We start from the raw sequence: 24,513 nt of genomic DNA on the forward strand, positions 1-24,513 counted from the left end.
GATGTCTCTTTTTTTTACCTTTTTTTGTAAAGGTATCTTTACTTGGATTTGGAAAATATTTATAATTAAAGTAAAGATATCTTTACTTTCGAAGGTGGAGCCTATGAGTGTGAAAAATAAAATTAAAGAATTGCGAAAACAACATCATATAACGCAAATTGAAATGGCAAAGGCGATGCAAGTGACGCGGCAGACAATCGTGGCGATTGAGAACCACCACTATAACCCAAGTCTAGAGCTATCCCTAAAAATCGCCAAATATTTTGGGATGAAGGTAGAGGAAATATTTACGCTGGAGTAAGGGGAGAGAAAATGAACGACACTAAAAAGTTGTATATCGCTACTGTCTTAGGATTATGTGAGGGGACGTTTTAGTTCGTATTATGGACCCATCCATACCGATGTTATCGCTTATAGTTAGTAACATTTTAGCAATTGTATTTCTGATATTGTATACGAATTGCAAAAAGCGGAAGTACAAAAAAGAAGAACTTCCAGATATAGATGAGCGGGTAAATGAAAATATAAAAAAGTATGTAAATGTCTCATTTATATTCGCATTTCTTTTGCTTATTGTTTATATTGTTGCAAGCAAAGCGATAGGGCGAATTACTATACCGATTCCAGAAATATTCATTGTATGTAGTTTCTTATTTGCTGGTAGTCTCATCATAGGAGTAATGGCGGGAAAACGAGCATAACGATAGGAGGAATGAAAATGCAAGATGAATTTGAGAGATTTCAATCGGATAAAGCGTTTAAATATTTAGGGTTGTTTTTAACAATGAGTTTAGCGGTATGGAGTTTGTATAATTTAATTGTTTATGGAAATGCGGGCATGCCGTTTGTTTTATTTGTATTAGGACAGTTTGTTTATTTCTTTGTGAACTATTGGCCGAAATGGAAATATAGAAATTAAAAAGAGGCTGATCATGTATGAGTAAGTAAGATATTATACGGTTCATAGGAAGTTTGTTTTTAGCGGGTCTTGTTTTAAATGTGAGTTTAATGATTTTAAGTATTACGTGGGGAACGATCTTCATATCGAATGTAGCACTAGTCATTTTATATGGCATTTCGGAATATAGAGAACAGAAGCGTTTGAAAGAAGAGAGAGTACCGTCAATTGATGAGCGAGTTGTGAACAATATGAAGTCATATTTTACGATTTGTATTACAAGCTGCGTTTTTTTGTTCATTATGTATCTTTGTGTAAATAAGTATTTAGATAGGCAAGTAGTACATGTAAATGAGTTATTATATATTGCTATTTTTGGTTTATTAATAAGTATGGCATCGACGAGTGTGTTAGCAACAAGGAATAGATAGAAAAAGGGGAACTGGGATGGGATTACCGGTATTATGTGTCGCTACGGCTATTTTTGCTTTGTTTTGGGGAATACAAAACTTCTCTCGTAATCCAGTGCCAAGTGTATGTATTATGATTGGTGCTGTAGGTTTATCATACTATTTATTAATTTTAGCGCATTATCATAAAACAGCAACAAGTGTTGTTGTAGGGGCAATTATTTTATTTTGTGGGCGTGCTATACAAAAGGGGTTATTTCCATAAAAGCTGTTTATACAAAAGGTATAAATAGCTTTTTGTATTTTTTTTACAAACTACTTGAAAGTTACGTTACGTCACCTTTTATAATGAAGGAGAAGAGGTGATGGAGTTGATTTCAATTCAAGAACTAACGAGGGAAACAGGGGTTACAGTAAGGACGTTACGTTATTATGATCAAATTGATTTATTAAAGCCGAGTGGGAAAACTGATGGAGGACATCGGTTATATAGCGAGAGAGATGTTGTTCGTTTGCAGCAAATTTTATTTTTAAAAGAAATGGGTTTTTCATTAAAAGAGGCTGCGAATATGTTAGTAAAAGGTGAGCTTAACTTAAAGGATTCTCTTGAAAAACAACTTCGGTTTGTACAGGAAGAACAAAAGAAATTCAATCGAATGGAGCGTGTTTTACAAGCTGTTGTTTATTCGGTAGATGTGGAAGGAGAACTGGATTGGAAAGTTATGTTTGAACTCATTCAGCTTTCGAAACAGTCTCCGCGAATACGTGAGATGTTTCAAAATGAAGTTTTTTCTAAGGGAGAACAAAAGTTGCTTTATAATTTGCCGAACATGAGTGAAGAAGACCCGAATGTTTTAGAATGGGTAAATTTATTAAAGCAACTACGTAACTTTATGAAAGACGGTAAGGAAGCATCATGTGATGAGGTACAAGGCGCAACAAAGAAATTAATGCAGAAGTGTTTAGAGATGGCAAATGGTGATGAAGCATTTTTAGATAAATTGTGGGAAGTAAGAAAGTCAAAAGAAGATTCACAGAAAATGAGTATGTATCCAATTGAAGAAGAGCTTCTATTATATATGGATGAGGCTTTTCGTATATATGACGAAAGGGAGAGGGATAAATGAGTATACTTGCAGAATATCGTTGGTATTTTTTAATTGGGGCAGAGATTGTATTTTGGTTATCAGCTATCGGATTCTTTTTACTAAGGTATGGATTTCGCTTGAAAAAGGCAAGTTTTATTATGGGGATTGTGCTACTTGTAAATGAAGTGTTTATTTTAACTTTAGGAGTAGTGGACTACTATCAAACAGGGAAGTTCTCTAATTTTCAAATCATTACGGTAATCATTTTATTATATGCAGTTTTTTATGGGAAAAAGGATTTGAAGAAATTAGATATATATGTACAAAAATTAGTTGCGAAGTGGCGGAATGAACCGGCGCCTATTATCGAAGAACCACTTGAAGTAACAGGGATGGCGCATGCGAAGCAGGAAATAAAAAATTGGATTTTACATCTTATTTTGTTTATTGCTGTTCATATATTCTTTTTCTTCATGTATGGGCTTATTCCAGTAGAACAGTGGGGGAACTGGTTAGAGTCAGGAATCGTTTTAAATAAAGCAGCAAGCCGTGTAAGCCAAGTGTGGGCTATTATTCTTTTAGCGGATACTGCGATTTCATTTTCATATGTTATTTTTCCGAAGAAGGAGAAAGGAAATAAGAAGCTACTTTCATAGAGGAAAGTAGCTTTTTTCTAGTATACCAATAGTTTGTATAGGAGAGGATAACGATAGGAAAAAGAACAGGTTTTATATGCTTATTTCTCTTTAGTTTAGTAGCATGTTCACAACCTAACAGTGCAATTGATAAGAAGGATGATGTCGTTGCAAAGGGGGCGGAAATTTCTAATCTAGATAAATTCGAGAAGTTCGTTTGGAATGTGGAACAAGGGGAAGTTGATAAAATAAGAATTGTACAGTATACACATGAAGGTGACCCGATTTTTCAAACGTTAGAGCATAGTGAGAAAGATATACTTTATGTGTTAGATAATAGACAAGATCAATTTGCTGGTGACCATAAAGGGTTACATAAAGATAGTTGTAAAAGGATTGTTAAAGAGCAACGTGAATCAGAAACTTCATATAGGTTAATAGATTGTACGAGTGAAAATGGGCGCAATGGATATGACTTATTATATGTACTTAAAAAATAGAGTTAGTAGAGGAAGGAAGTATTTATTCCTTCCTTTTTCTATATATAACTTGTCGAAAACTTTACCGAATATCTGTTCGTTTTTTTAGGTTTTTTATGGGCATTCGTGGTAAAATAATAATACAGATTTTTATGAGGAGGTCGGTTTTTAGTTGGAACATCCATTTGAAATTATCTCAGAGTATTCCCCGCAAGGTGATCAGCCGGGAGCGATAGAGAAGCTTGTAGAGGGAATTAATAGTGGAAAGAAAAAGCAAGTGTTGCTTGGAGCGACAGGAACGGGTAAGACATTTACGATTTCAAATGTCATTAAAGAAGTGCAGAAGCCAACACTTGTAATGGCTCATAATAAAACGTTAGCAGGACAGTTATATAGTGAGCTGAAAGATTTCTTTCCTAACAATTCTGTGGAGTATTTTGTTAGTTATTACGATTATTATCAGCCAGAAGCGTACGTACCACATACGGATACGTTTATTGAAAAAGATGCGCAAATTAACGATGAAATTGATAAATTACGCCACTCGGCAACGTCTTCTTTATTTGAAAGAGATGATGTTATTATCGTTGCGAGTGTTTCGTGCATATACGGTTTAGGTTCTCCGGAAGAATACCGCGAGTTAGTTGTTTCGCTTCGAGTTGGTATGGAAAAGGACCGCAATCAATTGCTTCGTGAACTTGTTGATGTACAGTATGGACGTAATGATATTGATTTTAAGCGTGGTACATTCCGTGTGCGCGGAGATGTAGTTGAAATCTTCCCCGCATCACTTGATGAGCATTGTATTCGAATTGAATTTTTTGGGGATGAAATAGATCGTATTCGAGAAGTAAATGCATTAACGGGTGAAGTATTAGCAGAACGTGATCATGTAGCAATCTTCCCGGCATCTCACTTCGTTACACGTGAAGAAAAGCTGAAGGTCGCTATTGAAAATATCGAAAAAGAATTAGAAGAGCGTTTAAAAGAATTAAATGATAACGGTAAGTTGTTAGAGGCGCAGCGCATAGAACAGCGAACGCGTTATGATTTAGAAATGATGCGCGAGATGGGCTTTTGTTCAGGGATTGAAAACTATTCCCGTCATTTAACACTTCGTCCAGCAGGCTCAACGCCGTATACGCTTTTAGATTATTTTCCAGAGGATTTCTTAATCGTTATGGATGAGTCGCACGTATCGGTTCCGCAAGTAAGAGCGATGTATAACGGGGACCAAGCACGTAAGCAAGTGCTTGTTGATCATGGATTCCGTCTGCCATCAGCTTTAGATAATAGACCGCTCACGTTTGATGAGTTTGAAGAGAAAACGAATCAAGTTATTTACGTTTCGGCAACGCCAGGACCGTACGAGTTAGAGCAGTCACCGAAAGCAATAGAACAAATTATTCGTCCAACAGGGCTTTTAGATCCACCAATTGATATACGACCAATTGAAGGACAAATAGATGATTTATTAGGAGAAATCCATGACCGGATTGCGAAAAATGAACGTGTATTAATTACGACTTTAACGAAGAAAATGTCAGAGGATTTAACGGACTATTTAAAAGATGTAGGAATTAAAGTGAATTATCTTCACTCTGAAATTAAAACATTAGAGCGTATTGAAATTATCCGTGATCTTCGCCTTGGTAAGTTTGATGTACTTGTCGGTATTAACTTATTACGAGAAGGATTAGATATTCCAGAAGTATCACTTGTAGCTATTTTAGATGCTGATAAGGAAGGGTTCCTACGTTCAGAGCGTTCATTAATTCAAACAATTGGTCGTGCGGCGCGTAATGCAAACGGCCGCGTTATTATGTACGCAGATCGCATAACGAGATCAATGGGAATTGCAATTGAAGAAACACAGCGTCGTCGTAGTATACAAGAAGCTTACAATGAAAAGCATGGTATTACGCCGAAAACGATTCAAAAAGGAGTACGTGACGTTATTCGTGCGACAACAGCAGCTGAGGATACGGAAATATATGAAGCAACACCAGCTAAGAAGATGACGAAAAAAGAACGTGAAAATACAATTGCGAAGATGGAAGCAGAGATGAAAGAAGCAGCAAAGGCATTAGATTTCGAGCGTGCAGCTGAATTAAGAGATTTACTATTAGAATTAAAAGCGGAAGGGTGAAAAGAGTGAGTAAAGATTTTATTGTTGTAAAAGGTGCTAGAGCGCATAATTTAAAAAATATTGACGTAACCATTCCGAGAAATCAGCTTGTTGTTGTGACGGGATTGTCTGGTTCGGGGAAATCATCGTTAGCATTCGATACGATTTATGCAGAAGGACAGCGTAGATACGTGGAATCTTTATCTGCGTATGCGCGCCAGTTTTTAGGGCAAATGGATAAGCCGGATGTTGATATGATTGAAGGTTTATCTCCAGCGATTTCAATTGATCAAAAAACGACGAGTCGTAATCCTCGTTCAACGGTTGGAACGGTAACGGAGATTTATGATTATTTACGTTTATTATTCGCACGAATTGGTACGCCGATTTGTCCGAATCATGGAATTGAAATTACATCACAAACAGTGGAACAGATGGTAGACCGTGTTCTTGAATATCCTGAACGTACGAAGTTACAAGTGCTAGCGCCTATCGTGTCAGGGCGTAAAGGTGCGCATGCGAAAGTATTAGAAGATATTAAGAAGCAAGGTTATGTTCGTGTGCGCGTTGATGGAGAGATGCTGGATGTATCGGAAGAGATTACTTTAGAAAAAAATAAGAAGCATTCAATTGAAGTTGTTATTGACCGTATTGTTGTGAAAGAAGGAATTGCAAGCCGACTTGCAGATTCACTAGAAAGTGCTTTAAAGCTTGGCGGGGGCCGAGTTTTAATCGATGTAATGGGAGAGGAAGAACTTCTATTTAGTGAACATCATGCTTGTCCACATTGTGGTTTTTCAATCGGAGAATTAGAGCCGCGCATGTTCTCGTTTAATAGTCCGTTCGGCGCGTGTCCTTCTTGTGATGGACTTGGATCGAAGTTAGAGGTAGATTTAGAACTTGTTATTCCGAACTGGGATGTATCATTAAATGAACATGCGATTGCTCCTTGGGAACCGACAAGTTCACAATATTACCCGCAATTATTAAAATCTGTGTGTAATCATTACGGCATCGATATGGATATGCCGGTGAAAGATATACCGAAGGATTTATTTGATAAAGTGCTGTACGGAAGCGGGGAAGAGAAGCTTTATTTCCGCTATGTGAATGAATTTGGTCAAGTAAAGGAAAATGAGATTTTATTTGAAGGTGTTATTCCGAATATTGAGCGTCGTTATCGTGAGACGAGTTCTGATTATGTTCGTGAGCAAATGGAGAAATATATGGCAGAGCAAGCTTGTCCGAAGTGTAAAGGTGGACGCTTAAAGCCTGAGAGTTTAGCTGTTTTCGTTGGTGATAAAACGATTGCCGATGTAACGAAATATTCTGTTCAAGAAGTACAGGAGTTCTTCTCAACTGTTGAGTTAACGGAGAAACAACAAAAAATTGCTCATTTAATTTTAAGAGAAATTCAGGAACGTGTTGGGTTCTTAGTGAACGTCGGTTTAGATTATTTAACGTTAAGTCGTGCCGCAGGAACTTTATCAGGTGGTGAGGCGCAGCGTATTCGTTTAGCGACACAAATTGGTTCTCGCCTTACTGGCGTACTTTACATTCTTGATGAGCCTTCTATTGGTTTGCATCAGCGTGATAATGATCGTCTTATTCGTACATTGCAGGAAATGCGTGATTTAGGAAATACGTTAATTGTTGTTGAGCATGATGAAGATACGATGATGGCTGCTGATTATTTACTTGATATCGGACCTGGTGCAGGTATTCATGGTGGTCAAGTTGTATCAGCAGGTACACCAGCTGAAGTTATGCAAGACGAGAATTCATTAACTGGGAAATATTTAAGCGGTAAAGAGTTTATTCCGGTACCACTTGAAAGACGTAAAGGTGACGGACGTAAAGTGGAGATTGTCGGTGCGAAAGAAAATAACTTAAAGAATGCGAAAATGTCATTCCCTCTAGGAACATTTGTAGCAGTAACAGGCGTATCTGGCTCTGGAAAAAGTACGATAATTAATGAAGTACTATACAAATCATTAGCTCAAAAGCTATATAAGGCGAAAGCGAAGCCAGGGGCTCATAAAGAAATTAAAGGTCTTGAGCAGTTAGATAAAGTGATTGATATTGATCAATCACCAATCGGGCGTACACCACGTTCAAATCCGGCGACATACACTGGCGTATTTGATGATATTCGTGATGTATTTGCGCACACGAATGAAGCGAAAGTACGTGGGTATCAAAAAGGACGTTTCAGCTTTAACGTAAAAGGCGGCCGTTGTGAAGCGTGCCGTGGTGATGGAATTATTAAAATCGAAATGCATTTCTTACCAGACGTGTATGTTCCGTGTGAAGTTTGTCACGGTAAACGTTACAATCGTGAAACGTTAGAAGTGAAATATAAAGATAAGAATATTTCTGAAGTGTTAGGGATGACAATTGAAGATGGGGTAGAGTTCTTTGCTAATATCCCGAAAATTAAGCGTAAACTTCAAACGCTTGTAGATGTAGGGCTTGGTTATATGAAATTAGGACAACCAGCTACGACGTTATCAGGTGGTGAGGCGCAGCGTGTGAAATTAGCTTCTGAATTACATCGTCGTTCTACAGGGCGTACGTTATACATTTTAGATGAGCCAACGACTGGCTTACATGCACATGATATTGCACGCCTTCTAGAAGTGTTGCAACGTCTTGTTGAGAGTGGTGAGACGGTACTTGTAATTGAGCATAATTTAGATGTTATTAAAACAGCTGATTATATTATTGACCTTGGACCAGAAGGCGGAGACAAAGGCGGACAAATCGTTGCTTCCGGAACGCCAGAGCAAGTAGTGAAAGAAGAGCGCTCTTATACAGGTAAGTATTTAAAAGAGATTTTAGATCGTGATAAAGCAAGAATGAAAGAGAAAATAAAAGAAGTAGAGTTATCACAATAAGTTGTTAATAAAAACCGAGTGGGAATTGCACTCGGTTTTTATTTTATAGGGGGAGAAAATGGAGTTTTTAGATGTTTTGAGAAAGAAAAATATGAAGGTAAGAGAATTTCAAAAGTGGGGCGTATACTTTAGAAAACGCTGGGAGGATAACTTTGCGAATCATTTGAGTTATGAAGAGAAAGAAGAGATTCATTTATATGGGGATAAATATAGCTGTGGTTACTTGTGGCACATATTTAGTTATGAAAAGAAAAAGTGTTTAGAAGGTAAAGAAGCGGAGAATATGTTTCATAATGAAATGAAAAAGGAGTGTTACATCTTCTTTCAACATTGTGATGAAGTACTGCTAATAAAGGATGCGAGTTTATTACGTATGGATGATATATTACGTGAGACAGACGATGCGTATAAAGGCGATATCTATATTGTAGATGAAAATTTCACTTGGACCTTTGTGAAAACTCATGAACATAGATGGTGTGGACCTTATTTTACAAGGAAATGTTAATAGGTATACAAGCATGAAGGATAGAATAAGTTGATATAAGTGTATGTATGTTACTTGCGTTTATTATCTATTAGCGTATGATGAAATATATATGTTAAAAGGATGTGTAAGGAAATGAGATGGATTGTATCACTTCTTGTAAATAGCGTTGTATTAATCGCTGTATCCGGACTTTTAAAAGGGGTTGCACCAGACGCATTTTACATAGCGAATATACAAACTGCAATTATTGCGAGTATTATATTGGCGATTTTAAACGTATTTGTAAAGCCGCTTTTAATTTTAATTACGCTACCGATTACTCTTGTAACTTTCGGTTTCTTCTTAATTGTTATTAATGCGATTACGTTAAAGATGACGGATTCGTTATTAGGGGACGCCTTTAATATATCTGGATTTGGTGTAGCGATTGTTGCGGCAATTTGTATTTCTATTTTTAATATGATAATTGAAAAAGTAATTGTTGAACCATTACATGAAAAAAAGAGAAAATGACAAAAAGAAAAACATTTCATGATTCATATGAAATGTTTTTTTCTATTTATTAGAAACCGAGTTTCTTGTTTCCAGAAAAAAATGGTACAATATCCGATAGAATGGAATTTTACATCAAATGAGACTGAACCCGCAGCGGAGTGGAGGTTTATACATATGCCGAAAGTAAGGACAAAAGATTTAATTGAACAATTTCAATTGGAGTTAGTAAGTGGTGAAGAAGGGATTCATCGTCCGATTGATACGAGTGATTTATCGCGACCTGGAATTGAAATGGCAGGATTTTTTACATATTATCCAGCTGATCGCGTGCAGCTTCTTGGGAAAACGGAGCTTACATTCTTTGATACGTTAACGACAGAGCAAAAGCAAGAGAGAATGAAAGCGCTTTGTACTGAGGAGACGCCTTGTATTATTGTAACTCGTAATCAAGATGTACCGGATGAGTTATTACAAGCATCACGTGAATCAGGCGTGCCTTTATTACGTTCTGCTCAAACGACGACGAGATTATCAAGTCGTTTAACAAACTATTTAGAAGGTAAGTTAGCGCCAACAACAGCTGTTCATGGTGTGTTAGTAGATATTTATGGTGTTGGTGTTTTAATTACAGGTCAAAGTGGTGTCGGGAAAAGTGAGACAGCGCTTGAACTTGTAAAGCGTGGTCACCGCCTTGTTGCGGATGATAGCGTAGAAATTCGTCAAGAAGATGAAGATACATTAGTAGGGAGCTCACCTGATTTAATTGAGCACTTATTAGAAATTCGTGGTCTAGGTATCATTAACGTAATGACGTTATTCGGTGCAGGGGCAGTACGAAATTATAAACGTATTACACTTGTTATTAATCTTGAAATTTGGGATCAAAAGAAAAATTATGATCGCTTAGGTCTTGATGAAGAGAAGATGAAGATTATTGATACAGAACTTACGAAGATTACACTTCCAGTTCGTCCTGGTCGAAACTTGGCTGTTATTATTGAAGTAGCAGCGATGAACTTCAGATTAAAACGTATGGGAGTCAATGCGGCACAACAGTTCTCTGAACGATTAATGAGTGCGATTGAGTTAGGAAATCAAGAGTAGACTCTGGAGAGGGAGGTCATATATATGCTGTTAGGTTCTGTACCACAGCTTGACCGTATAGCAGTCCAACTTGGGCCGTTCCCTGTTTATTGGTATGGGGTTATTATCGGTACAGGTGTGCTATTAGGTCTTTGGCTAGCAACTCGCGAGGGAGAAAGGCTTGGTATTCACAAAGATACATTTATCGACCTTGTATTAATCGCAGTACCAATTGCCATTCTTTTTGCGAGAATGTATTATGTCATTTTTGAATGGGAATATTATTCGCAAAATCCGAGTCAAATTATTAATATTCGTCAAGGTGGTTTGGCGATTCATGGTGGTTTAATCGGGGCTGTTATTACAGGAATCCTTTTTGCGAAACGACGCGGGCTTTCATTCTGGAAGTTAGCGGATATTGCTGCGCCGAGTATTTTACTAGGACAAGCAATTGGCCGATGGGGAAACTTTATGAACCAAGAGGCACATGGTGATGAAGTGACGAGACAGTTTTTAGAAGGTCTTCATTTACCTGATTTCATTATTAATCAAATGTACATTGATGGTGTGTATTATCACCCAACGTTTTTATATGAATCATTATGGAACTTTGCAGGTGTTATTTTACTACTCGCGTTACGAAAAGTGAATTTACGCCGTGGTGAATTATTCTTCACATATTTAATTTGGTATTCAGTGGGACGCTTCTTCGTAGAAGGTTTGCGTACAGATAGTTTAATGCTAGGACCACTTCGTATTGCACAAGTAATGTCTATTGGAATTGTTGTTATTTCTATCATTTTCATTATTGTGAGACGAAAAATGGGGCAAGCTGATAAAAGATATTTAGAAAATTAGAGAAAAGTAGCATCTTATATAAGATGCTGCTTCTTTCATATTCAGGTAATGAAAGGATTAAGGACGATGAAAATAAATACAGTGTTATTTGATTTAGATGGAACGTTAATTAATACAAATGAACTTATTATCTCTTCTTTTTTACATACGTTAAATCACTATTATTCTAATCAGTATAAGCGTGAAGATGTATTGCCATTTATCGGTCCATCTTTGCATGATACTTTTAGTAAGATTGATGCAAGTAAGGTTGAAGAGATGATTACATGTTATCGTCAATTTAATCATGAGCATCATGATGAATTAGTGGAAGAGTATGAAACTGTATATGAAACGGTTCAAGAATTGAAGAAGCAAGGTTATAAGATCGGCATCGTTACAACGAAAGCGAGACAGACGGTTGAAATGGGATTAAAGCTTTCGAAACTTGATCAGTTTTTTGATGTTGTCGTGACGATTGATGATGTGGAACATGTGAAACCACATCCAGAACCACTTCAAAAAGCATTGAAATTATTAGATGCAAAGCCAGGAGAAACATTGATGGTTGGTGATAATCATCATGATATCGTCGGTGGACAAAATGCAGGTACGAAAACAGTAGCGGTTTCATGGACATTGAAAGGTAGAGCGTATTTAGAAGCGTATAAACCAGATTATGTGCTAGATAAAATGAGTGATTTACTACCGATTTTGTCCCGCATTAACGGGTAGTAAGATTCCTGCCGGTTAAAGTGTCACTTTATATAAGTAGAGGAGAGAGTTCAGTGCGACGGACAACGCGCTATCCTGTTTCAGGAGAAAATTCATTGTGGAATGTGTATAAAACAGTTTCTTTTTGGAAGGTAATGAAAAATTTTATTATCATCCAAATCGCACGTTACACGCCATTTTTATCCGTAAAGAATTGGTTATATCGCACGTTTTTACGGATGGAAGTAGGAAAGAAAACGTCGTTTGCACTTATGGTAATGCCAGATATTATGTTTCCAGAAAAGATTACTGTGGGAGACAATTCAATTATCGGCTATAATACAACGCTTTTAGCGCATGAATATTTAATTCGTGAGTATCGGCTCGGAGAAATCGTCATAGGGAATGAAGTTATGATTGGAGCGAATACGACAATTTTACCAGGTGTGAAAATTGGAGATGGAGCTATCGTTTCTGCAGGCACACTTGTCCATAAAGATGTACCAGGCGGCGCTTTCGTAGGCGGAAATCCGATGCGTATTATTTATACGAAAGAGGAAATGGCCACTAGAGAAGGTTGATGTTAAAAATGTAACATTTCCCTTCTCTTTTTATGAATAAAAAGGAAATAATTGATTATAATATACTGTTTTGTTTTTTACGGAATCGTTTATACTTATAGATAGAAGAATGTGTGAACGAAGAAAACAAAAAACTGGAGGATATATGGGGAAAAATCAAAGAATATATAAGGAGAACGGACAAGTTATCTCTTTTAATCAGTTAGCGGACTTCTTTTATAAAAAAGGGATGAGGGCTTATAAAGGGCAAAAATTGCAAGATGCAATTAAGTATTTTCGAAGAGCAGCACAAAGCGAGAAGGAGCCGTTTATTTTATGCCAACTAGCAATAGCATTATCTGAATCTGGTGAATATCAAGAGTCGAATCAGATATTTCTAAAGCTTGTTAGATCCAATCCTGAACTTGAGCAATGCTATTATTTTATTTCAAATAATTATGCATATATGGGCTTGTTTCAACAGGCGAAGAAATATGCAGAGCAATATTTAGAAGTTGCGGAAGAGAAGGAATTTGTAGAAGATACATTAGAATTGCTTGAGATTATGGAAGAAGATGCAATGGGTGCGGAAGAGATTGAGGATGAAGATGAGCTAATTGTTATGCAAGAAGAAGCGAACCGCTACATTCGTAACGGACAATTAGAAGAGGCGATTGCTACACTAGAAGTTGTTACGAAAGAATATCCAGAATTTTGGTCAGGACATAATAATTTAGCGATTGCACATTTTCAATCAGGTAATGTAGATCAAGCGCTTAAGTTAACAGAAATGATTTTAGAGAAAAATCCTGGTAATATGCATGCACTTTGTAATACGCTTATTTTTCTATATTCAATTGGAGAGCATAAGCAAGTAGAGTCATTAGCGGGGCAGTTAGTTTCGGTATATCCAATTTCATTTGAGCATCGTTTGAAACTTGGAACAACGCTTGCAACAATTGGTCATTTTGAACCTGCATATAAATGGTTCAAAGTATTAAAGCGTCAAGGATACGAAGGAGACGTCAGTTTTTATTACTGGTTTGCATACTCTGCGTATATGGTGAAGGAACAGCAAGTAGCTGAAAAAATGTGGCAACATGTTGTAGAATTGCATCCTGATAAAAAAGGAAAAGAACCGTGGAATGCACTGAATTTAGCAGATGAAGGACAAAATCTTTTATTTGAAGAGTTACGAAAATCATTTCAGCAAAGTACGACGCTAGAAGAGAAAATGCTAGCTTTATATTTAATGAATGAATTGTCAACACCAGAGAAGGTTGGATTCTTCTTTGATGTAACGCAAGCGAAAAATGGTGTTCCAATCGTATCGCAACTTGCAAAATATTTCTTTTTACTTAATAGTCATAAAAGCATCCCAGCTGATTTACAGCAATTTGAACAGTGCGTACGAATCGCGGATGCATTATACAATTATACGAAAAAAGACGATGAATTAATCGAAGAGTGTTTAAATTTTTGGTTTTGCACGTTCATACGTTTATATACATCTGGAGCGACTTTTACAAATGTGTACGGTTGGTCAGCGGCAATTGAATACATTGTGCGCGGCGAACAAAGAAATAAGATGACACAGGCAGAGCTTGGTGATGTATATAATGTATCTGTAGCGACTGTACGAAAGTATGTGCAGGCTGTTAAGCGAACGCACACGTAGGGTAGGCAAATCATTGGGAAAAAAATGATGCTAACAGTATAATGAGGGTAACTTAATGTGTATGAATGAATGGGAGTGAATAGTGTGTCAGAAGAAAAAATTTATGATGTCATTATTATTGGTGCAGGGCCAGCTGGTATGACAGCTGCGGTATATACATCTCGTGCGAATTTAAGCACACTGATGCTTGAGCGTGGTATTCCAGGTGGACAAATGGCAAATACAGAAGATGTAGAGAACTATCCAGGTTATGAGTCTATTTTAGGACCAGACTTATCAAATAAAATGTTTGAGCATGCGAAGAAATTTGGTGCTGAATATGCATACGGTGATGTGAAAGCAATCATCGATGGTAAAGAGTACAAAACAATTATTGCTGGTAAAAAAGAATATAAAGCACGTGCAATTATCGTTGCAAGCGGTGCAGAGTATAAAAAAATTGGTGTGCCAGGTGAAACAGAACTTGGCGGCCGCGGTGTATCATATTGTGCAGTATGTGATGGTGCATTCTTTAAAGGGAAAGAACTTGTTGTTATTGGCGGCGGAGATTCTGCTGTTGAAGAGGGTGTGTTCTTAACACGCTTCGCATCAAAAGTAACGATCGTTCACCGTCGTGACACTCTTCGTGCACAGAAAATTTTACAAGATCGTGCTTTCCAAAATGAGAAAGTAGATTTCATTTGGAATCACACTATAAAAGAAATTAACGATGCAAATGGTAAAGTAGGAAGCGTAACACTTGTAGATGTAAACAGCGGAGAAGAACAAGAAGTTAAAACTGACGGCGTTTTCATATACATCGGTATGTTACCATTATCAAAACCGTTTGTTGAGCTAGGTATTACAAATGAAAATGGTTATGTTGAAACGAACGAGCGTATGGAAACGAAAGTTCCTGGTATTTTCGCAGCTGGTGATGTTCGTGAAAAAATGCTTCGTCAAATTGTAACGGCAACAGGCGATGGTAGTATTGCAGCGCAGAGTGCACAGCATTATATAGAAGAGTTAGTAGAGGAACTAAAGACTGTAACAGAAAAATAAGGTTATTTTTCCTTTTGAGAAGAAAGCTACCGATAGGTGGCTTTCTTTTTTTGTCCAAATGTCAAACTATTGTCAAAAACAATTAAGAATATAATGATTCTTATTGTTATACTAGAATTTACGGGAAAAATTACTATAAGAAATGAGGAATTTATTCAGTATGGAATGGCGTAATATATATCGTGGATTTTGTATGGGCGTTAGTGATTTAATTCCTGGTGTGAGCGGCGGAACAATCGCTGTTGTGTTGGGGATTTATGAACAATTGCTTGCAGCAATTAGCGGATTCTTTAGTCGTGAATGGAAAAAACATTTAGCGTTTTTAATCCCACTTGCAGCTGGTGTAGCGGCAGCTTTTCTAACGTTAAGTCACGTTATTAAATATTTATTAGCAAATCATTATGAACCGACTCAATTTTTCTTTCTCGGTTTAATTATTAGTATATTACCGATGTTAATGAGAGAAGCTGATGCAAAGGCAACGTTTAAAGGTAGTCATATTGTCTTATTAATAATTGCAGCAATTCTTGTTGCAATAACAGCATTCTTTAAACCAGATCAGGCAGCTGATCCGATTACGACGTTAACAATTTTAAATGCAATTGGTTTATTTTTCGCAGGATGGATGGCTAGTATGGCTATGCTTCTTCCTGGAATTAGTGGATCGTTTATTTTATTAATTATTGGTGTGTATCCAACAGCAATTAACGCTTTAACTACACTCAATTTACCGTTAATCGTGGTTATCGGTGCCGGCGTGATGGCCGGATTTGTTGTAAGTAGTAAAGGAATTAGTTATTTGTTAGATCGTTATAAAAGTATGACATTTGCGGCAATTATTGGGCTCGTTATCGGGTCAATTGTCATTGTGTTCCCTGGCATTCCGACTGGTGGAATTTCAATTGTAAGTTCAATTATTACTTTTATTTTAGGATTTGCGGTTGTTACTTATTTCGGTAAGAAATAAGTGTTTTAATCCCCTTAACGATAAAAATCGTTAAGGGGATTTTTATGTGCTATTCATGGGAAGTAAGGTATTTTGATTGCTTGTTACAGAAAGAATTTTTACAATTGCTTAGCGAAAGGGGACTGGCACCTTCGTTGTAGCAAACTGTTTTTGATAGTATAATGAAATGAGTATGCAGTGAGAAATTTTGCTGCAAGTAGCTGAGGTGAAGAAACATGCAAAGAGTGACAAACTGTGTGTTAATTAGAGATAATGAAGTACTCTTACTCCAAAAACCTCGCCGGAATTGGTGGGTTGCACCGGGCGGGAAAATGGAGCGTGGTGAGACAGTAAGAGATACCGTTGTTCGCGAGTATCGTGAAGAAACAGGTATTTATTTAAAGAATCCAGCATTAAAAGGGGTCTTCACTTTTGTCATCCAAGAAGGTGATAAAGTTGTTTCTGAATGGATGATGTTCTCCTTTTTAGCAACAGATTTTGCAGGAGAAAACAAATTAGAGAGCGAAGAAGGCATCATTGGTTGGCATACATTTGATAAAATTGATGATTTAGCAATGGCACCAGGAGATTATCACATTATTGATTATTTAATTAAAGGGAATGGTATAATCTACGGTACATTTGTATATACCCCAGATTTTGAGTTGCTTTCATATCGATTAGATCCGAGTTAAACCTGCAAGGAGAGGATACGATGACAGAGAATAATGATATAAAAATGGTAATTATTACAGGGATGTCTGGAGCTGGAAAGACGGTAGCGTTACAAAGTTTCGAAGATTTAGGATATTTTTGTGTAGATAATTTACCACCGATGTTATTGCCGAAGTTTATTGAACTTATGGCAGATTCAAAAGGTAAAATGAATAAAGTGGCACTCGGTATTGATTTACGTGGCCGAGAGTTTTTTGAATATTTATGGGGAGCGCTTGATGATTTATCAGAACGTACATGGATTATTCCTCATATTTTATTTTTAGATGCGAAAGATAGCACACTTGTAACTCGTTATAAAGAAACGAGACGTTCACATCCACTTGCGCCAACTGGCTTGCCGTTAAAGGGAATTGAAGCTGAGCGTGGTCTCTTAACTGATATGAAGGCACGAGCGAATATTGTGCTTGATACATCTGATTTGAAACCGAAAGAATTACGAGAAAAAATTGTTCACTTATTCTCAACAGAAACTGAGCAAGCATTTCGTGTAAATGTTATGTCATTTGGATTTAAGTACGGAATTCCAATTGATGCTGATTTAGTATTTGATGTTCGTTTTTTACCAAATCCATATTATATTCCACATATGAAGCCATTAACAGGACTGGATGAAGAAGTTTCGTCGTATGTGTTGAAATTTAATGAAACACATAAGTTTTTAGAGAAATTGACGGATCTTATCACTTTCATGCTGCCTCATTATAAAAGAGAAGGTAAGAGTCAACTTGTAATTGCGATTGGATGTACAGGTGGGCAACATCGTTCTGTTACGCTTACAGAGTACCTTGGGAAACATTTGAAACCAGAGTATAGCGTTCATGTATCTCATCGTGATGTAGAGAAGAGAAAGGGCCATTAAGGGATGAAAAAAGAGAGAAAACCTAAAATTGTTATCATGGGAGGTGGAACTGGACTTTCTGTTTTATTAAGGGGATTAAAACAATATCCTGTTGATATTACAGCAGTTGTAACAGTAGCCGACGATGGAGGCAGTTCAGGTAGACTACGTGATGAGCTAGAAATTCCACCTCCAGGTGATATTCGTAACGTACTTGTTGCGTTATCGGATGTAGAACCATTAGTGGAGGCTTTATTTCAGCACCGTTTTACAACTGGAGACGGACTGAAAGGGCATGCGTTAGGAAATTTACTATTGGCAGGTATGACTTCGATTACAGGAGACTTTTACCACGCGATTACGGAAACGAGTAAAGTATTAAATGTCAGAGGACGTGTATTACCAGCAGCGAATCAAAGTGCGGTACTTCATGCAGAATTAGAAGATGGAGAAATTGTAACAGGTGAATCAAAGATTCCTCATTTCGGGAAGAAGATTAATCGTGTCTTTTTAACTCCAGAAGATGTAGAACCGTTATGTGAAACGTTGACGGAAATTAAACGAGCTGATTTGCTTGTTTTCGGTCCAGGAAGTCTGTACACAAGTATATTACCAAATTTAGTTGTTAACAAAATTGGAGACGCTGTTCTTGCTGCAAAAGCGAAGAAGGTATATGTATGTAATGTTATGACGCAAGCGGGCGAAACGAAGGGTTATACTGCGTTTGATCATGTGCAGGCGTTACATGATCATTTAGGTAAACCATTTATCGATACTGCGATTGTAAATAATCGTGATATTCCTCGTGAATTACGTAAGTTATATGAGGAAGAGATGTCGGAACCAGTTGCACTGGATACAAATCGTTTTGCTGAACATAATATCGAAATCATTCAAGATCGATTAGCGAAATATGATGATCGTGTTGTAAGACATGATACATTAAAGTTAGCTTCTATTTTATATTCATTGTTATAAATGTGCGTTGCCTCATTTGAGGTAACGCTCCTCATTCATATAGGACAAGATTTTTGTTCCAAAGTAATAGTATAAGGAGGTGTTGACTGTGTCATTTGCATCAGAAACAAAGAAAGAGTTGACCAACCTTGAAATGAAGGAATGCTGCGAGAAATCAGAATTATCGGCGTTGCTTCGAATGAACGGATCGCTTTCTTTTTCAAACCGTCGCCTATCTATCGATATTCAAACGGAAAATGCAGCAATTGCAAGAAGGATTTATACGCTTTTGAAAAAAGGATATGATGTGACGGTAGAATTACTTGTTCGTAAAAAAATGCGATTGAAGAAAAATAATGTATATATCGTGCGGCTTGTTGAGAAGTCTCGCGAAATATTAGCAGATCTTCACATTGTTCGAGATGACTTTTCGTTTATTCGAAATATATCGCAGGAATTAATCGAGAAGAAATGTTGTAAACGATCGTATTTACGCGGTGCATTTTTAGCAGGTGGTTCAGTAAATAACCCAGAAACATCATCTTATCATTTAGAGATATTTTCGTTATATAAGGAACATAATGATTCTATATGTGAACTGATGAACGGATTTGATTTAAATAGTAAGACGTTGGAAAGAAGAAAAGGGTACATTACGTATTTGAAAGAAGCTGAAAAAATTACAGAGTTTTTAAATATTATAGGTGCTCATAATGCACTTTTAAGATTTGAAGATATTCGAATTGTTCGCGATATGCGTAATTCAGTAAATCGTTTAGTTAACTGTGAAACAGCTAATTTAAATAAAACAATTGGTGCAGCGCTAAGGCAAATTGAGAACATCCGCTATATTGATGAGACGGTTGGGCTTGATATTTTGCCAGATAAATTAAGAGAAATTGCACAGTTACGAAGAGATTATCAAGATGTAACATTGAAAGAGTTAGGTGAGATGGTATCCGGGGGGAAAATTAGTAAATCGGGTATTAATCATCGTTTGCGTAAAATCGATGAAATTGCAGAGAAATTACGCGCGGGGGAAACAGTAGCAAAAAAATAAAAGGTTAAAGGGGAAATGGAGCTGTGGTTCAAAAACTGGTTAAAGTGGCATTAAAAAACGGATTACAAGCACGTCCGGCTGCGTTGTTTGTACAAGAGGCAAATCGCTTTCATGCGGATATCTTCATCGAGAAAGATGGAAAGACAGTGAATGCAAAGAGCATAATGGGGATTATGAGCTTAGCAATCGGAACTGGTAGCATGATTACAATCACAACAGAAGGTTCAGATGCAGAAGAGGCTTTGGAAGCATTAACTGCATATGTACAATAAAGGGTTATCGCGAATGTGCGATAGCTTTTTTTATTTTTCTGTTTGTGGGGTGCGTGGTTGGTGTGATAACGAATGATCGGTGGGTATATAGCTGGTTCGCGCTTGTCGGGAATGGTCGGTAAGTCGATAAGTTGTGTCGAAACGCCGATATATTGGATTAGATACTAGGTGAGGTATGTGATACCCTTGTACATAATAAAAAAAGCGCCCTGTTGACGGGCGCTTCCGCTTTTAGTTGTATCCAGCTCCAGCGGCTAGAATCTCCGGTCGTTTCGCTTTTACATTCGAGGCAAAAAGCGCCTCGGATGTAAAAGCTCCAACGCCCTGCGATTCTGAACGAGCCACTTCCGCTTTTAATTCTATCCAGCTCCGGCGGCTAGAACAGTCGGTCGTTTCACCCCTTCATTCGAGGCAAAAGGCGCCTCGGAATCAGGGGTTCCAACTTCCTCCTGTTCTAAACGAGCCGCCTCCGCTTTTAAGTGTCTTAACGATTTGTAAAGATCTTATCGATTAAGCCGTATTCTAGAGCTCTTTCTGCTGTCATGAAGTTGTCGCGGTCTGTGTCGCGTTGTAGAACTTCAAGTGGTTGACCTGTGCGGTCAGCAAGAATTTGGTTTAATTTTTCACGTAAGAATAGGATACGTTTTGCAGCGATTTCGATTTCAGTCGCTTGACCTTGTGCTCCGCCAAGTGGTTGGTGAATCATAACTTCACTGTTTGGAAGTGCGTAACGTTTTCCTTTTTCACCTGCTGCAAGTAAGAATGCACCCATAGATGCAGCCATACCGATACAGATTGTTGATACTTGTGGTTTAATAAACTGCATTGTATCGTAAATTGCCATACCAGCTGTGATAGAACCACCAGGGCTGTTGATGTAAATGTGAATATCTTTTTCTGGATCTTGAGATTCCAAGAATAAAAGCTGGGAAACGATTGAGTTTGCTACATTGTCATCAATTGCGCTACCAAGCATAATGATGCGATCCTTTAATAGTCGAGAGTAAATATCGTAAGCGCGTTCTCCACGATTTGTTTGTTCAATTACTGTAGGAATTAAATTCATCTGTTATTTCCTCCTTTAAAAGCTTTCTTAGTCTTATAATACAATTATGGTCAATGAAGGTCAAACGAAACCACTTTAAATCAAAAAATATGTAGTTGTATCATGATTTATTCGCTATGTTTTTAAAATTACCTGCTTATGTATCTTCAACATCATAACCGAATTACATAAATTTAAACGTGATTAATGGTGTGGGAAAGGCAAAAGAACGCCTTTTGTATAGAAGCGTTCTTTCATTTTTTATTCTTTTAACAGATAGGTTACTTTATTTAAGATTTTCTCGATTTGTTTTGCGTTTTTACTGTACATATCACTCGCTGATTTTGATTTCGTTTCTAAAGAGAATAATTCAAGATCTGCATTGCATTTCTTTAAGGATGCCAATAGTAAAGGCTTGTTTTGAGGAGAAGGCATTTGGAGTTTATCATTATAGATGTCGATAGTAAGTTGTCCGTATGAATCAACTTGACCAAGAAAGACATTTTCAATGACAACACCGAGTTTTTCTAGCTCAGAATGTAACCAAGCGCGATTATGCCCGCTAGCAGAAAGAGGTTCATCTAATACATTTCCATCCATAATAACAGTTTGCGGTTCTTTTTCGTTTGGCACTTTTAAGCTGATATCTTTTGCTGTAAGTGGTTGGCGATCTTTCTTTAATAATACATTTAATTCACCGCTCGGTTCTAGTACAGCAAATTCAACATCAGCTACGCTGAACGCATTTTTTCCTCTGAGAAGCTCAAGTAATTCATCACTTGTATACTTTTCTTTCTTTAAATTATCTTCAAGTATTTTGCCATCTTTTATTAATACGGTAGATTTTCCTTCAAAAAAATCTCGAGCTGTTTTGTTCTTTAAAGAGAGGATTCCAGTGAAAAAAGGTACCACAGCGAAAATGAGTATCGCAAAGACGCCGTGGAAAAATTTTGAATCAAGCCCTGTAGATACTTGGGCAGCGATGTCACCGATTGTCATTCCGGCTATGTATTCAAAAAAGGAGAGCTGAGAGATTTGTCTTTTTCCTAACCATTTCGTAATAGCGAATAAAATAATTAATATGAATACAGAGCGAAGAATGACAAGTGTCCATTCCGGCAGGTGAGACATAGTCATTTCCTCCAGTCTACTTAAAACCCTTTATATTGAGGTTCTTCACGTTCTAATACTGAAACTCTATTCTGTAAATCGGTGATGATGCTGTCCATTTCTAACATACATTCATGAAATACACGTTTTGATTCCGCGTCCTGTGAATTTAGTGAAAGGGAGCTTAAACTTGCTTGAGCGCCCCTTACACTGGCAAGGCAGGTTTTAACGCTAGCGATAACTGTCATACGAACACCTTATCCTTTCGGTTTGAATAGCAATGCTCCAATGAAGCCGAAAATAATGGCAGCTGATACACCAGCACTCGTTACTTTAAACATGCCGGTAATAACGCCGACGATGCCATGTTTGGCTGCTTCCTCCATCGCGCCATGAACGAGGGCATTACCGAAACTTGTAATAGGTACAGTTGCCCCAGCGCCTGCAAAGTCGATTAATGGTTCATACAGATTGAATCCATCTAATATAGCTCCAGCAACAACGAGTGTTGCCATCGTATGAGCGGGGGTTAGTTTGCCGACATCAAACATAAGCTGTCCGATTACGCATATGAGTCCACCAATGACGAAAGCCCAGAAAAAAATCATTGCGTTGCACCTCCAAATTCAATCGAAACAGCGTGAGCGATACACGGAATCGTTTCTTCTTGTTGGAATGTAAGTGGAGATAGTAAAGCGCCTGTCGCAACGACAAGTATTTTCTTGAATTCTCCTCTTTTCATTCGGTTTAATAAATGTCCGTATACGACTGTTGCTGAACAGCCTGGACCACTTCCACCAGCTATGACAGGTTGACCTTCTCTATAAATGATGATTCCGCAATCTTGAAATTGCTCGCTCTTTACCTTTGTTCCATGTTTATGTAGTAGGTCGTAAGCGATTTCGCGACCGACATGTCCAAGGTCACCTGTTACGATTAAGTCGTAATAAGAGGCGTCAATTTGTCGTTCGCGTAAATGAGCTTCAATCGTATCGACAGCAGCTGGGGCCATCGCACCACCCATATTAAAAGGATCTGTTAGTCCCATATCAATAACTCGTCCAATGGTGGCCGATGTTACTTGTGGACCATATCCAGTGTCGCTTAAAATAGCCGCGCCTGCACCGGTCACTGTCCACTGAGCCGTAGGAGGTTTTTGACCACCATATTCAGTTGGATAGCGGAATTGTTTTTCTACCGCAGCGTTATGACTTGATGCCCCAGTTAATAAATACTTTGCACCTTTTGCATTTACGATACTTGCGCCGAGTGCTAAGCCTTCCATAGAGGTAGAACAGGCGCCGAATAAACCGAGATAAGGTGTTCCGAGTGTGCGGCATGCAAAGCTCGTTGGAGTTATTTGGTTAATTAAATCCCCTGCGAGTACGAATTGAATATCGTCTTTACGGAGCTTTGCCTTTTCGGTAGCGCGGCTACAAGCTTCTTCAAATAAAATTTTATGCGCCTTTTCGTAAGAATCTTGTCCGAGCCATAAATCTTCATGCAGGGTATCGAAGTCTTCAGGAATTTTTCCATTTGCCTCAAATGGGCCACCGACTACACCTGTTGAGATGATAACTGGTTTGTTTTCGAATACCCATGTTCGGTGTCCTTGTAACATTTACAGCCCTCCCCATTGAAAGAGAATCGTTTTAATAAGAGCGATGACAAAAGCTGAAAATACGCCAAATAAGATGACCGATCCTGCTAGTTTAAACATGTTACCACCAACGCCGAGAACGAATCCTTCTGTACGGTGTTCAATACACGCGGCAATAACAGAGTTACCAAATCCAGTAACGGGAACTGCGGTACCAGCACCAGCAAATTGTCCGAGGCGATCGTAGACGCCAAATCCCGTCAGTAGCATAGAAATAAAAATAAGAGTTGCAACGGTAGGGTTCCCGGCAGATCTTTCAGTGAAATCAAAGTACGTAATATAAAAGGTGGAAATCAGTTGGCCTATTAGACAAATTAATCCCCCGACGAAAAAAGCTTTTATACAATTTTTTAAAACGGGGCGCTTCGGCTCGCGCTGTTGTTCGAATTTTTTATATTCTTGTTGTACAGGTGTTAAATTTTTATCTTTACTAGACATTTGAATCCTTCCTTCT

At 37.7% G+C, this 24,513-nt stretch carries 29 protein-coding genes and 1 pseudogene; 24 read left to right on the forward strand and 6 right to left on the reverse strand.

Annotated features, from left to right (window positions below; translation table 11 throughout):
- Window positions 1-103: 103 nt before the first annotated feature.
- From MR066_RS15500 to MR066_RS15615, 24 genes and pseudogenes are all read left to right on the forward strand, one after another.
- Complete coding sequence (locus tag MR066_RS15500; protein ID WP_242247658.1) at window positions 104-301, forward strand: helix-turn-helix transcriptional regulator; 198 nt, start codon at window positions 104-106, stop codon at window positions 299-301.
- 11 nt (window positions 302-312) lie between these two features.
- A pseudogene (locus tag MR066_RS15505) lies at window positions 313-701 on the forward strand (hypothetical protein).
- Window positions 702-718: 17 nt separating this feature from the next.
- Window positions 719-919, forward strand: coding sequence for a hypothetical protein (locus MR066_RS15510; RefSeq protein ID WP_098635145.1), 201 nt, complete (start codon window positions 719-721; stop codon window positions 917-919).
- An 89-nt stretch (window positions 920-1,008) separates the two neighbouring features.
- Entirely contained in the window at window positions 1,009-1,329 is a 321-nt protein-coding gene (locus MR066_RS15515; protein ID WP_234816578.1) for an ATPase, read from the forward strand.
- Between the two features lie 16 nt (window positions 1,330-1,345).
- Window positions 1,346-1,573 (forward strand): hypothetical protein, encoded by a 228-nt coding sequence (locus tag MR066_RS15520; protein ID WP_002034710.1) that lies wholly within the window; start codon window positions 1,346-1,348, stop codon window positions 1,571-1,573.
- 100 nt (window positions 1,574-1,673) lie between these two features.
- Complete coding sequence (locus tag MR066_RS15525; protein ID WP_133116627.1) at window positions 1,674-2,435, forward strand: MerR family transcriptional regulator; 762 nt, start codon at window positions 1,674-1,676, stop codon at window positions 2,433-2,435.
- Window positions 2,432-3,052 (forward strand): hypothetical protein, encoded by a 621-nt coding sequence (locus MR066_RS15530; protein WP_016102252.1) that lies wholly within the window; start codon window positions 2,432-2,434, stop codon window positions 3,050-3,052. The genes MR066_RS15525 and MR066_RS15530 overlap by 4 nt, the downstream gene beginning before the upstream one ends.
- A 47-nt stretch (window positions 3,053-3,099) precedes the next feature.
- Complete coding sequence (locus MR066_RS15535; protein WP_242247791.1) at window positions 3,100-3,531, forward strand: DUF4362 domain-containing protein; 432 nt, start codon at window positions 3,100-3,102, stop codon at window positions 3,529-3,531.
- A 151-nt stretch (window positions 3,532-3,682) separates the two neighbouring features.
- A complete protein-coding gene (gene uvrB, locus MR066_RS15540) occupies window positions 3,683-5,659 on the forward strand; it encodes an excinuclease ABC subunit B (RefSeq protein WP_002016097.1) in 1,977 nt (658 codons plus the stop codon).
- A 5-nt stretch (window positions 5,660-5,664) separates the two neighbouring features.
- Entirely contained in the window at window positions 5,665-8,535 is a 2,871-nt protein-coding gene (gene uvrA / locus MR066_RS15545) for an excinuclease ABC subunit UvrA (protein WP_002034714.1), read from the forward strand.
- A 58-nt stretch (window positions 8,536-8,593) separates the two neighbouring features.
- The gene (locus tag MR066_RS15550; protein ID WP_002034715.1) at window positions 8,594-9,043 is read left to right on the forward strand and encodes a DUF4275 family protein; all 450 of its coding nucleotides are present in this window, start codon (window positions 8,594-8,596) and stop codon (window positions 9,041-9,043) included.
- A gap of 114 nt (window positions 9,044-9,157) precedes the next feature.
- A complete protein-coding gene (locus tag MR066_RS15555; protein WP_002089574.1) occupies window positions 9,158-9,538 on the forward strand; it encodes a phage holin family protein in 381 nt (126 codons plus the stop codon).
- Window positions 9,539-9,694: 156 nt separating this feature from the next.
- Window positions 9,695-10,624 carry an HPr(Ser) kinase/phosphatase gene (gene hprK, locus MR066_RS15560; protein WP_002016091.1) on the forward strand — a complete coding sequence of 310 codons (930 nt, stop codon included), beginning with the start codon at window positions 9,695-9,697 and terminating at the stop codon, window positions 10,622-10,624.
- 24 nt (window positions 10,625-10,648) lie between these two features.
- A complete protein-coding gene (gene lgt, locus MR066_RS15565) occupies window positions 10,649-11,461 on the forward strand; it encodes a prolipoprotein diacylglyceryl transferase (protein ID WP_002034719.1) in 813 nt (270 codons plus the stop codon).
- 66 nt (window positions 11,462-11,527) lie between these two features.
- A complete protein-coding gene (ppaX, locus tag MR066_RS15570) occupies window positions 11,528-12,175 on the forward strand; it encodes a pyrophosphatase PpaX (protein ID WP_242247660.1) in 648 nt (215 codons plus the stop codon).
- Window positions 12,176-12,228: 53 nt separating this feature from the next.
- Window positions 12,229-12,735: an acyltransferase gene (locus tag MR066_RS15575; RefSeq protein WP_061673729.1), complete on the forward strand. Its 507-nt coding sequence runs from the start codon at window positions 12,229-12,231 to the stop codon at window positions 12,733-12,735.
- Window positions 12,736-12,880: 145 nt separating this feature from the next.
- Window positions 12,881-14,392: a tetratricopeptide repeat protein gene (locus MR066_RS15580; protein WP_098635140.1), complete on the forward strand. Its 1,512-nt coding sequence runs from the start codon at window positions 12,881-12,883 to the stop codon at window positions 14,390-14,392.
- Between the two features lie 84 nt (window positions 14,393-14,476).
- Window positions 14,477-15,433 carry a thioredoxin-disulfide reductase gene (gene trxB, locus MR066_RS15585; RefSeq protein ID WP_002089563.1) on the forward strand — a complete coding sequence of 319 codons (957 nt, stop codon included), beginning with the start codon at window positions 14,477-14,479 and terminating at the stop codon, window positions 15,431-15,433.
- A 160-nt stretch (window positions 15,434-15,593) separates the two neighbouring features.
- Window positions 15,594-16,400: a DUF368 domain-containing protein gene (locus MR066_RS15590; RefSeq protein WP_061673727.1), complete on the forward strand. Its 807-nt coding sequence runs from the start codon at window positions 15,594-15,596 to the stop codon at window positions 16,398-16,400.
- A 215-nt stretch (window positions 16,401-16,615) separates the two neighbouring features.
- The gene (locus tag MR066_RS15595; RefSeq protein ID WP_002124062.1) at window positions 16,616-17,074 is read left to right on the forward strand and encodes an NUDIX hydrolase; all 459 of its coding nucleotides are present in this window, start codon (window positions 16,616-16,618) and stop codon (window positions 17,072-17,074) included.
- Window positions 17,075-17,094: 20 nt separating this feature from the next.
- Complete coding sequence (gene rapZ / locus MR066_RS15600; protein WP_002016084.1) at window positions 17,095-17,976, forward strand: RNase adapter RapZ; 882 nt, start codon at window positions 17,095-17,097, stop codon at window positions 17,974-17,976.
- A gap of 3 nt (window positions 17,977-17,979) precedes the next feature.
- Window positions 17,980-18,933: a gluconeogenesis factor YvcK family protein gene (locus MR066_RS15605; RefSeq protein ID WP_002016083.1), complete on the forward strand. Its 954-nt coding sequence runs from the start codon at window positions 17,980-17,982 to the stop codon at window positions 18,931-18,933.
- Between the two features lie 88 nt (window positions 18,934-19,021).
- The gene (gene whiA / locus MR066_RS15610; RefSeq protein WP_002016082.1) at window positions 19,022-19,972 is read left to right on the forward strand and encodes a DNA-binding protein WhiA; all 951 of its coding nucleotides are present in this window, start codon (window positions 19,022-19,024) and stop codon (window positions 19,970-19,972) included.
- A gap of 23 nt (window positions 19,973-19,995) precedes the next feature.
- Window positions 19,996-20,244: an HPr family phosphocarrier protein gene (locus MR066_RS15615; RefSeq protein ID WP_002016081.1), complete on the forward strand. Its 249-nt coding sequence runs from the start codon at window positions 19,996-19,998 to the stop codon at window positions 20,242-20,244.
- A 484-nt stretch (window positions 20,245-20,728) separates the two neighbouring features.
- Here MR066_RS15615 and clpP read toward each other — a convergent pair whose 3' ends face one another.
- The 6 genes from clpP to spoVAC form a co-directional block, all read right to left on the reverse strand.
- Window positions 20,729-21,310, reverse strand: a complete 582-nt coding sequence (clpP, locus tag MR066_RS15620; RefSeq protein ID WP_001049163.1) for an ATP-dependent Clp endopeptidase proteolytic subunit ClpP — start codon at window positions 21,308-21,310, stop codon at window positions 20,729-20,731.
- A gap of 240 nt (window positions 21,311-21,550) precedes the next feature.
- Entirely contained in the window at window positions 21,551-22,420 is an 870-nt protein-coding gene (locus tag MR066_RS15625; RefSeq protein WP_002016080.1) for a DUF421 domain-containing protein, read from the reverse strand.
- 20 nt (window positions 22,421-22,440) lie between these two features.
- Window positions 22,441-22,647, reverse strand: a complete 207-nt coding sequence (locus MR066_RS15630; protein ID WP_002034728.1) for a DUF1657 domain-containing protein — start codon at window positions 22,645-22,647, stop codon at window positions 22,441-22,443.
- Window positions 22,648-22,656: 9 nt separating this feature from the next.
- Complete coding sequence (gene spoVAE, locus MR066_RS15635) at window positions 22,657-23,007, reverse strand: stage V sporulation protein AE (protein WP_000575919.1); 351 nt, start codon at window positions 23,005-23,007, stop codon at window positions 22,657-22,659.
- The gene (spoVAD, locus tag MR066_RS15640; RefSeq protein ID WP_000938981.1) at window positions 23,004-24,020 is read right to left on the reverse strand and encodes a stage V sporulation protein AD; all 1,017 of its coding nucleotides are present in this window, start codon (window positions 24,018-24,020) and stop codon (window positions 23,004-23,006) included. The genes spoVAE and spoVAD overlap by 4 nt, the downstream gene beginning before the upstream one ends.
- The gene (spoVAC, locus tag MR066_RS15645; protein ID WP_002034730.1) at window positions 24,021-24,497 is read right to left on the reverse strand and encodes a stage V sporulation protein AC; all 477 of its coding nucleotides are present in this window, start codon (window positions 24,495-24,497) and stop codon (window positions 24,021-24,023) included. It lies immediately after the preceding gene.
- Window positions 24,498-24,513: the final 16 nt, after the last annotated feature.

This window comes from Bacillus cereus group sp. BfR-BA-01523, assembly GCF_022662615.1.
In the GTDB taxonomy this organism is placed as follows: Bacteria; Bacillota; Bacilli; order Bacillales; family Bacillaceae_G; genus Bacillus_A; species Bacillus_A mycoides.